General features: G+C 44.8%; 8 protein-coding genes. 4 read left to right on the forward strand and 4 right to left on the reverse strand.

The features are described 5' to 3' along the window. Window positions 1-109 precede the first annotated feature (109 nt). The 4 genes from dnaJ to grpE form a co-directional block, all read right to left on the reverse strand. Entirely contained in the window at window positions 110-1,255 is a 1,146-nt protein-coding gene (dnaJ, locus tag KIV40_RS23635) for a molecular chaperone DnaJ (RefSeq protein ID WP_012127137.1), read from the reverse strand. A gap of 201 nt (window positions 1,256-1,456) precedes the next feature. Further along, window positions 1,457-3,373 carry a molecular chaperone DnaK gene (dnaK, locus tag KIV40_RS23640; RefSeq protein ID WP_012127136.1) on the reverse strand — a complete coding sequence of 639 codons (1,917 nt, stop codon included), beginning with the start codon at window positions 3,371-3,373 and terminating at the stop codon, window positions 1,457-1,459. A 325-nt stretch (window positions 3,374-3,698) separates the two neighbouring features. Beyond that, window positions 3,699-4,973, reverse strand: coding sequence for a dicarboxylate/amino acid:cation symporter (locus tag KIV40_RS23645; RefSeq protein ID WP_010648318.1), 1,275 nt, complete (start codon window positions 4,971-4,973; stop codon window positions 3,699-3,701). Between the two features lie 419 nt (window positions 4,974-5,392). Then, a complete protein-coding gene (gene grpE, locus KIV40_RS23650; RefSeq protein WP_021017883.1) occupies window positions 5,393-5,989 on the reverse strand; it encodes a nucleotide exchange factor GrpE in 597 nt (198 codons plus the stop codon). Between the two features lie 145 nt (window positions 5,990-6,134). Between grpE and nadK the strand changes: the two genes are divergently transcribed. The 4 genes from nadK (at window position 6,135) to bamE (ending at window position 10,225) form a co-directional block, all read left to right on the forward strand. Beyond that, window positions 6,135-7,019, forward strand: a complete 885-nt coding sequence (gene nadK, locus KIV40_RS23655; RefSeq protein ID WP_012127134.1) for an NAD(+) kinase — start codon at window positions 6,135-6,137, stop codon at window positions 7,017-7,019. A 430-nt stretch (window positions 7,020-7,449) separates the two neighbouring features. Continuing rightward, a complete protein-coding gene (recN, locus tag KIV40_RS23660) occupies window positions 7,450-9,114 on the forward strand; it encodes a DNA repair protein RecN (protein ID WP_285351623.1) in 1,665 nt (554 codons plus the stop codon). Window positions 9,115-9,135: 21 nt separating this feature from the next. Then, window positions 9,136-9,618 (forward strand): GNAT family N-acetyltransferase, encoded by a 483-nt coding sequence (locus KIV40_RS23665; RefSeq protein ID WP_005533738.1) that lies wholly within the window; start codon window positions 9,136-9,138, stop codon window positions 9,616-9,618. 247 nt (window positions 9,619-9,865) lie between these two features. Next, window positions 9,866-10,225, forward strand: coding sequence for an outer membrane protein assembly factor BamE (bamE, locus tag KIV40_RS23670; protein WP_005424693.1), 360 nt, complete (start codon window positions 9,866-9,868; stop codon window positions 10,223-10,225). Window positions 10,226-10,460 lie beyond the last annotated feature (235 nt).

Raw genomic sequence — 10,460 nt, forward strand, 5'->3', positions numbered from 1 at the left:
ATTGGGGTCCACTTCTCACATTTGCTTGAATTCATCAAGCTATCAAGCGCTAAATGCAAAAAAGCCTGCATCGTTGCAGGCTTTTTATTAGATTCAGTTAACCGTGCAATTAGCTGGTTAGGTCATCAAAGAACTTCTTCACGCCGTTGAAGAAACCTTCAGATTTTGGTTTGTGCTTAGTCGCAGCATCGCCACCACAAGACTCATCAAACTCTTTAAGTAGTTCCTTTTGACGAGAGCTTAGGTTAACAGGTGTCTCAACCACTAGCTTAACGATTAGGTCACCCACACCGCCGCCACGAACGCCTTTCACACCTTTACCACGCATGCGGAACATACGGCCAGTTTGCGTTTCTGTCGGTACTTTAAGGTTCACACGACCATCTAGCGTCGGAACCTCAACTTCACCACCAAGTGCAGCCATCGCAAAGCTTACAGGCACTTCACAGTACAGGTTGTTACCTTCACGTTCAAAGATGTGATGCTCTCTCACGTGAACTTGTACATATAGGTCACCTGCTGGTGCGCCCATTTCTCCTGCTTCACCTTCGCCAGACAGACGAATGCGATCGCCAGTATCAACACCAGCTGGGATCTTAACGTTAAGTGTCTTAGTTTTTTGCTTACGGCCTTGACCATGACATTCGTTACATGGGTCTTTGATGATCTTGCCTTTACCGTGACAGGTAGGACAGGTCTGCTGTACAGCAAAGAAGCCTTGACGCATCTGAACTTGGCCGTGACCATGACAGGTACCACACGTTTCAGCTGAAGAGCCTTTCTTCGCGCCGCTACCATCACAAGTATCACAGTGAACAAGCGTAGGTACTTCGATCTCTTTTGATACACCACGAACCGCCTCTTCTAGCGACAGTTCCATGTTGTAACGTAGGTCTGCGCCACGTTGCGCGCGTTGCTGACCGCCGCCACGACGGCCGCCGCCAAAGATATCACCGAACACATCGCCAAAGATGTCGCCGAAGTCAGCACCACCGCCACCAAAACCGCCGCCGCCGAAGCCGCCGCCTTGTTCAAAAGCCGCATGGCCGTACTGATCGTACGCCGCTTTCTTTTGAGGGTCAGTGAGAATTTCGTACGCTTCTTTTACTTCTTTAAACTTGTCCGCTGCAGACTCATCACCCTGATTACGGTCTGGGTGGAATTTCATCGCTAGACGCTTGTACGCCTTTTTGATATCGCGCTCAGAGGCATCACGGCCTACGCCTAATACTTCGTAAAAATCACGTTTTGACATGTTCTTCGTCACCAATTAATTACTGCAAACGGCATGATTTACCGCTTGGTGTTTGTATCGTTCTAGGTAAGTGCACTCATTGCAAAATACTTAACTAGAAAGACAGCTTGGACAAACAGACGGGCGTAAGAGTTACCCCAAACGCCCGCACACAAAAGTCTTATCGACTCTAGGCGACCATAAGTCGCCTAGTTAGAAATATTATTTCTTGTCGTCTTTAACTTCTTCGAACTCAGCATCAACTACGTCGTCTTCTTTAGACTGTTGAGCATCAGCGTCAGCACCTTGTGCTTGTTGCGCTTGAGCTTGTTGTTGAGCGATTTCCATTAGCTTTTGAGCTGCCGTCATTAGCGCTTGAACTTTAGCGTCGATCGCCTCTTTGTCATCGCCTTTACGTGCAGTTTCTAGCTCAGAGATAGCTGCTTCAATCTTCTCTTTCTCTTCTGCAGGTAGTGCTTCACCAGCTTCTTCTACTTGCTTACGAGTACCGTGAATCATTTGGTCAGCTTGGTTACGTGCAGCCGCTAGCTCTTCGAACTTTTTGTCCGCTTCTTTGTTAGCTTCTGCTTCTTGAACCATTTTCTCGATGTCTTCGTCGCTTAGACCGCCAGAAGCTTGGATAGTGATCTTCTGCTCTTTACCAGTCTGCTTGTCTTTCGCTGAAACGTGTAGGATACCATCCGCATCTAGGTCGAAAGTAACTTCGATTTGTGGCATACCACGTGGTGCAGCTTGGATACCTTCTAGGTTGAATTGACCTAGAGATTTGTTGAAAGACGCTTGCTTACGCTCACCTTGAAGAACGTGGATAGTTACCGCGCTCTGGTTATCTTCTGCTGTAGAGAAAACTTGGTTCGCTTTAGTTGGGATAGTTGTGTTTTTCTCAACTAACTTAGTCATTACACCGCCCATTGTCTCGATACCTAGAGACAGTGGAGTAACGTCTAGTAGAAGTACGTCTTTAACGTCACCCGCAAGTACACCACCTTGAACTGCAGCACCCATTGCTACTGCTTCATCAGGGTTTACATCGCGGCGAGCTTCTTTACCGAAGAACTCAGCAACTTTCGCTTGAACCATAGGCATACGAGTCTGACCACCAACTAGGATTACGTCAGTGATGTCGTTTACAGATAGGTCAGCGTCAGCTAGAGCAACTTTTAGTGGCTCAAGAGAACGTTGTACAAGGTCTTCAACTAGAGATTCTAGTTTCGCACGAGTCACTTTCACGTTCATGTGCTTAGGACCAGTCGCGTCTGCAGTCACGTAAGGTAGGTTTACGTCAGTTTGAGAAGTAGAAGAAAGCTCGATCTTCGCTTTTTCTGCTGCTTCTTTAACACGTTGCATCGCTAGTGGGTCGTTCTTTAGATTGATACCTTGCTCTTTGTTGAACTCGTCTACTAGGTAGTTGATTAGACGCGTATCAAAGTCTTCACCACCAAGGTGAGTGTCACCGTTAGTTGCTAGAACTTCGAACGTTTTTTCGCCTTCAACTTCATCGATTTCGATGATAGAGATATCGAATGTACCACCACCAAGGTCGTATACCGCGATAGTGCGGTCGCCGCCTGACTTGTCTAGACCGTATGCTAGTGCAGCCGCTGTTGGTTCGTTGATGATACGTTTAACTTCTAGACCTGCGATACGGCCAGCGTCTTTTGTAGCTTGACGTTGAGCATCGTTAAAGTAAGCAGGAACTGTGATAACTGCGCCAGTTACTTCCTCACCTAGGAAGTCTTCAGCAGTTTTCTTCATTTTCTTCAGGATTTCAGCTGAAACTTGAGGAGCCGCCATTTTTTGGCCTTGCGCTTCTACCCAAGCATCACCGTTGTCAGCCTTAACGATTTTGTAAGGCATGATTTCGATATCACGCTGAACTTCTTCATCTTCAAAGCGACGACCAATTAGACGCTTAATTGCAAATAGCGTGTTAGTTGGGTTTGTTACTGCTTGACGTTTAGCAGGTTGGCCTACTAGCGTTTCGCCGTCTGTGTATGCAACAACAGATGCGGTTGTACGCTCGCCTTCTGCGTTTTCAATTACGCGTGGCTTGTCACCGTCTAGAACAGCAACACAAGAGTTAGTAGTACCTAAGTCAATACCAATGATTTTACCCATCAGGCTATCTCCGAATAAATTCTATTTTCGTTTTGCTATATCCCCTATGTGGGGACGTAGAATCGGGTTTCAACCCTTACTCACAAACTAAAATAATGTTGTTTGCTTCTCTTATGCCCAATAGATAAGGGCTGCGAATAGCTTTTCAAGGGAGAGAGCAAAAAAAATTGAAAAAAGTTGCACAAAAGGTGGGGGGCGGGATTCTCAAATCTCGGAGCGCAGCGTTCCATAGGACAAAGTCCATTCCCGAAGCGAAGCGTCTCTAAAAAGAAACAACGAGGCCCTAAGACCTCGCTTTGAATTCGATTGAGTGAGCAATTATCAATTATGCACTTGCTTGTGCAGGCTCAGCATCCACGATTTCTTCTTTACCAATCTCGCCTTCAGACTTAGCAACAATCGTGTTTACTGCAGTGTCGCCGACTACGTTAGATGATGTACAGAACATATCGTTAATACGGTCAACCGCAGCAACAATTGCTAGACCTTCTGGTGGTAGACCCAATTGGTGAAGGATAACACCAACCATTACTACACCACCGCCAGGAACACCGCCAGCACCGATAGACAGTAGTAGAACAGTGAAGCCTAGAGTCACAAGGTCAGATACCGCGATAGGCTGACCAAATGCATTTGCACAGAATACCGCCGCGATTGCGATGTAGATTGAAGCACCTGCCATGTTCATCGTAGCGCCCAGTGGTACACCAAAACCAGCTACCGACTTAGACACACCAATCTTGTCAGTAAGAGTGCGCATCGTTACTGGAATCGTCGCATTTGAACTTGCTGTAGATAGAGAGAACAGCACTTGCTCACGTGTTTTACGAGAAAACTCACGCGCAGAAATACCTGTGAACATTTGAACCGCTAGTGGGTATACAACGAAGATCCAAAGCACCAGCATTGAAACCACAAGAGCAACATAACCTGCTACCGATGCAAGCGTGCCTGCATCCAGTGTTGCGCCAAGTTGAATCATCAGAGCGAATACACCGTATGGCGCAAGGCTCATCACAAGGCCAATCAGCTTCATCATGATTTCGTTCGCCATCTTAAAAGTACGAACCGCAGGGCCGCCTTTTGAATCAAGCGCTTGGATAGCAAGACCTGTAAGAATTGCCATAAAGATGATCTGTAGCATGTCGCCATTTGCAAACGCCTGTACCGGGTTGCTCGGAACGATGTTCACAACCATAGAGAAGATATCCGGCGTTTCTGTTGACTTAAGTGCCACAGAGTCAGAAATCGTACCCGCTAGGTTTGCGCCAGCACCAGGCTGAACAATCATAGCAACAGTAAGAGCAGCAATAATCGCAACGACGGTATTCAGAATGTAAAGAGTAAAGGTTTTACCACCTAAGCGACCAAAAGAACGAATGTCTTTAAGCTCAACAATGCCACATACAATTGATACATAAACCAAAGGAACAACCAGAAGTTTAATCAGCGAAACGAACATGCCGCCTGCCCCTTCTGCCGTACCTAGGATATAGGTATCAAAAATCGCAATACCGCTAAATAAGTACTGAATAGCTGTACCCAGCACAAGGCCGGCGAACAAACCAATAAAAATCTTACTAGAAAGCGATTTATCCATCATAAATCTCCGAAATGTTGTGTTTGCTATTTATATTTTTATAGTTACATCTGCTGGTTTTTACGGCAGACATCGCGAATAATACACACCAGAGTTACAAAATAAAGACTTTCTTTATAAAAATGTTAATAGATAACATTAAAAGTAAATCACTAGATCCACATTCATATTCAGAATTAAATCTCGAAGGAAAGTCAGAACAGCCACTTATAGACACAGCATTCCATAAGTAAGCAATATAAAGAAAGGATGTATCCTATAAGAAAAATATTTCCCAATAAGAAAAACTTTGAAGAGGATCAAATTTCAAATTCATCGCATATTCAGAGAAGTAAATATGCTAAGTACATGTTTGAAACAAAAACGCCCGCTGTTTAATGGCGGGCGTTTTAATATATTTATATCAACAGGTTAACTGATTACTTAGCAACCATTACCATTGCAGGACGTACAACACGGCCGTTTAGCTCGTAGCCTTTTTGCATCACAAACATCACTGTGTTCGAGTCGTGATCTGGGCTCTCTTGAATAGACATCGCTTGGTGGAATTCAGGGTTGAATGCTTCACCTTCTGGGTTGATCTCTTTCAAACCGAATTTCGATACTGCGTCTACAAATGTCTTATGCGTTAGCTCAACACCTTCAAGAATTGGCTTAACCACTTCGTGCTCTGCATCTGCAGCTTGGATTGCACGCTCAAGGTTATCGATAACTGGAAGTAGTTCTTCAGCGAATTTGTTCAGAGCGTACTTACGAGCTTTATCGATTTCTTGCTCAGTACGACGACGCATGTTTTCTACTTCAGCTTTAGCGCGAAGAACCGCATCTTGCTGGTCTTTCACTTTTGTTTCGCTAGAAAGTAGTGCTGCTTCTAGTTGAGCAATCTTAGCGTCTTTCTCATCACCAATGTCTTCAAGTTCTGCTTCAGCTTCTTGTGCTGCCGCTTTTACTTTCTCCGCTTCTTCGATGATTTGATCAAGCTCTTCTTCTGTAACTTTGTTTTCTTCGTTGCTCATGATATCTCCAGAATTCAACTTAATGTCCTTAAAGCCACTCACGTTTTGTGGGCTTTAACCACATAAAAATTCGCATATTTAGGTAACTTGCCATTATTATGGGGATGAAGATTCCTGATTCAAGCCTCTTTAATGCGGAAATGCTATGAAAAACCCATGTAACGTGATCGCGATTATCGGAAAACCACGAGATCAGCAGGCAATACAAACTCATAGAGAGTTGTACGAATGGCTGACATCCGAGGGTTACCAAGTGTTTATCGATGATCGCCTTGCTGCAATTTTAGACGAAATCCCGCAAAGCCAATTTGCTAGCCTCGTTGAACTGGGTAAAAACGCGGATCTCGCTATCGTTGTTGGCGGTGATGGCAACATGTTGGGTGCTGCGCGTATTTTGTCGCGCTTTGACGTGGCCGTCATCGGTGTAAACCGTGGTAACTTAGGCTTCTTAACGGACTTAAATCCGGACGATTTCAAAGAAGCATTAAAGGCTGTACTGAAAGGCAAGTACATTGAAGAAGAGCGCTTTTTGTTAGAAGCAGAGATTCATCGCCACGGACAAATCAAAAGCCACAACGCAGCCTTGAACGAAGCAGTGCTTCACCCAGGGCAAGTAGCACACATGATTGAATTTGAAGTCTACATCGATGACAGCTTTGCGTTTTCCCTGCGTGCTGACGGCTTGATCGTATCGACCCCAACAGGTTCGACTGCCTACTCGCTTTCTGGTGGTGGTCCAATTCTGTCACCAAGCTTAAACGCGATATCTTTGGTGCCAATGTTCCCACATACCCTTTCAAGCCGACCATTAGTGGTGGACGGTAAGCGCCGTATTAAACTGATCGTGTCACCAGAAAACCGCGGCACACAAGAAGTGAGCTGTGACGGACAAGTCTCCCTACCAGTGTCTCCGGGTGATGAAATACATATCTATCAAAGCCCGAACGTGCTTAAGCTAATTCATCCAAAAGACTACAGCTACTACCACGTACTAAGAAACAAACTTGGTTGGTCAAGCAAACTGTTTTAATAAACAAAGGTTGATGTGAAAGCATCAACCTTTTTTAAAAACGCAGAAATAAGCGCTCAACTATCAGTCGTATGCCATCACTTTTCGAGTCACTAACCCAATTATCGATACAATTCCCGATGCTCCGCCCTATCACACCGGATGACTTTATCGATAATTCTCCCTCCTGATGTAGACACCTCTGAATGTCGCTCACCTAAAAGAAACCACTAACACCGTAGCCGTTTTTGAGGCGCTCACAATTAATCCAAATCGATCATAACTTATTCAATTTAAATAAATCGTTTTATTTTGCGCGGCCTATTTTTCCTTTATCCATCACAAAAAACCGCTTCTTTCATAAAAAATACCGCCCCCACCTTTACTGTATAAAGAAACAGTATATACTGTTTTCTTATACAGTATTGTTCAGTTATACAGGTAAATAAAAATGCTGGCTCATCTAAGTGTTAATAATTTTGCGATTGTTAAGTCTTTACAGCTCGAGCTTTCAAAGGGCATGACCACCATCACTGGTGAAACAGGTGCAGGTAAATCCATTGCAATTGATGCTTTAGGTCTTTGTTTAGGCGGGCGTGCCGATGCAGGCATGGTTCGACAAGGCGAAGAAAAAACCGAAGTCAGCGCTGCCTTTTTACTGGACAACAATCTACACGCAACGCGTTGGCTAGAAGATAATGACCTGCTGGATGGCAGCGAATGTATCTTGCGTCGCATCATCACCAAAGAGGGCCGCTCTAGAGCCTTCATCAACGGCAGCCCAGTCCCACTTTCACAACTCAAATCTCTTGGGCAGTTGTTGATCAACATCCATGGGCAGCACGCACATCATCAATTGATGAAAAGCGAGCATCAAATGGCCATGCTTGACCAATATGCAGGACATTTAAACCTATTAAAAAGCACACGCAGTGCTTACCAGCATTGGCGTCAGGCAGACAATAACCTTAAGCAGCTAAAAGAGAACAGCCAGCAAAACCAGGCACAAAAACAGTTGCTTGAATACCAAATCAAAGAACTGAATGAGTTATCGCTAGGTGAAGAAGAATTCGCAGAGCTCGAGCAAGAGCACAAACGACTGTCCAACAGCGGTGAACTTGCCGCTACCTGTCAGCAAGCCATCGAACTTATTTACGAAGGTGAAGAAGTCAATGCGCTTGGTATTTTGCAATCGGCCAATCACTCCCTAATCCAATTAGCGGAATTAGATGAGAAACTCGCTGAACTACCAAACATGCTGTCAGAAGCAATGATCCAGCTAGAAGAAACCAAAAACGAACTTCGCAGCTACCTTGACGGCATTGATGTCGATCCGGGTCGTATGGCTTATGTCGAAGAACGTTTTTCTAAAGTGATGTCGATGGCTCGCAAACACCATGTGATGCCTGATGAGCTATACCAGCAGCACCAAGATCTGCTGGCACAAATCGAAGCACTAGATTGCTCTGATGAACGCTTAGATGAGTTAGCACAAGAAGTGGAGCAGAAATACCAAAGCTTCTTAACTCAAGCAGAAAAACTGCACAAATCACGCAGCCGTTATGCTAAAGAATTGAACAAGCTGATCACCCAAAGCATGCACGAGTTGAGCATGGAAAAAGCCGTGTTCAGTATCGAAGTGAACAACGAAAACGCGCATCCATCTCCGCTAGGCATGGACAGCGTATGCTTTTTGGTTTCAACCAACCCAGGCCAACCATTACAACCTATCGCTAAAGTCGCGTCTGGCGGTGAGCTATCACGTATCTCCTTAGCGATCCAAGTGATCACAGCGCAGAAAGTTGACACACCAAGCTTGATCTTTGACGAAGTGGATGTAGGTATCAGCGGCCCAACCGCCGCCGTAGTTGGCAAGATGCTGCGCAAACTGGGCGAATCAACCCAAGTTATGTGTGTTACCCACTTGCCGCAAGTTGCTGGCTGCGGTCACCAGCAGATGTTTGTAGCCAAACACACCAAAGGCGGCCAAACTGAAACACAAATGCGCTCACTAGATGAAGAACAACGCGTGGCAGAACTCGCTCGCCTACTTGGTGGCAGCCAAATCACTGACTCTACATTGGCAAACGCAAAAGAACTGCTTATCGCGGCTTAACAGATCGGCGAGGGATGAGAAATGGATATCAGAGCAATCAACAAAACCAACTGCTTAGATCTTGTCCCTATTTTTGTTGAGTTGGAGCAATACTATTTCAACGAGCAAGCTGCCTCCGAGAAAGAACTGACTCATTATCTCAAGTACAAAGTCTTTTCAGAGTACTCTGGTGTCAAAGTTATTGCTGCATACAATGACGACACCATAATGGGGTTTGCAACCTACACCGTGATGTTTCCTGCACCGAAACTCTCTGGTCAAATGTATTTGAAAGACCTATTTGTGTCCTCTTCTGCGCGAGGAAAAGGCGTAGGATTAAAGTTGATGAAATATCTCACGTCTCTTGCCGTCAATCATGGTTGCCATCGATTAGATTGGACAGCAGAAAGTACAAATCCTATCGCAGGTCGGTTTTACCAATCGATTGGCGCTGAGCGAGTCACCGAGAAAGAGTACTATCGCTTTTCCGGCGATACTCTACTTGAGTTTTCACAAGCCAAATAATCGCTGAACTTTCTCCCTCATTGGCCTGACAAAAATGCCATTATTGTGCGTGACAAACTGTTCAGCTCTAGGTTTACGCGAATTTGTGAGTCATGTTCCGTCATTTAGCGTGCAATATCGATGAATAAATGCAACTCAACTCAAAATTCGTTGTCAGATTTCCTACCATACGACGCATAGCTTTTTACATCTGCGTCGAGCTTGTTTATTATCAGCGCAGTATTTTAAAAGTTACTAAGAAATTATTATGCAATTAAAGAAGTGGTTAGTTGCCGTACCATTAGCAATGACATTGCTGACAGGATGTTCGGTATTGGAAAAACTGGTTTATCGTATTGATATCAACCAAGGCAACTATGTAGAACAAAGTGCGGTTGATAAATTAAAGTTTGGGATGACTAAAGCACAGGTTCGCTACGTTCTTGGTTCACCTATGTTGGTTGAAAATGGCTACCCAAATACGTGGTACTACATTTACCACCACACTCCAGGTCACGGTGAATCAGTGCAAAAAGATCTTATCGTTAACTTTAACGACCAAGGCACACTGGCAGACATCACTGGTGACTACCCGAAAAGCGATGCGTTTTACGAGAAGATTCAGTAAACAACCTTTATTTTCGTAGTATTCCTAAAGCCTCCGCACGGCTGTCTCTTATACACAAATCCCCAAGCTTGTAGCTTGGGGATTTTTTTTGAACTCTTTCAAGTGTGTGTGATCTGATCACTTAGCAATCCTTACTGAAACACTAAGATGACACACTCAGACGCTAAACTTTGGGCACAAGAACAATTTGGACAAGCACAACTTAAAGACCCTCGAAGAACACAACGCCTCATCA

This window comes from Vibrio sp. D173a, from assembly GCF_030248475.1.

Excerpts from the sequence above, each read along its gene's own strand:
- dnaJ (WP_012127137.1), bottom strand. The coding sequence starts at position 1,255 with ATGTCAAAACGTGATTTTTACGAAGTATTAGGCGTAGGCCGTGATGCC.
- dnaK (WP_012127136.1), bottom strand. The coding sequence starts at position 3,373 with ATGGGTAAAATCATTGGTATTGACTTAGGTACTACTAACTCTTGTGTT.
- KIV40_RS23645 (WP_010648318.1), bottom strand. The coding sequence starts at position 4,973 with ATGGATAAATCGCTTTCTAGTAAGATTTTTATTGGTTTGTTCGCCGGC.
- grpE (WP_021017883.1), bottom strand. The coding sequence starts at position 5,989 with ATGAGCAACGAAGAAAACAAAGTTACAGAAGAAGAGCTTGATCAAATC.
- nadK (WP_012127134.1), top strand. The coding sequence starts at position 6,135 with ATGAAAAACCCATGTAACGTGATCGCGATTATCGGAAAACCACGAGAT.
- recN (WP_285351623.1), top strand. The coding sequence starts at position 7,450 with ATGCTGGCTCATCTAAGTGTTAATAATTTTGCGATTGTTAAGTCTTTA.
- KIV40_RS23665 (WP_005533738.1), top strand. The coding sequence starts at position 9,136 with ATGGATATCAGAGCAATCAACAAAACCAACTGCTTAGATCTTGTCCCT.
- bamE (WP_005424693.1), top strand. The coding sequence starts at position 9,866 with ATGCAATTAAAGAAGTGGTTAGTTGCCGTACCATTAGCAATGACATTG.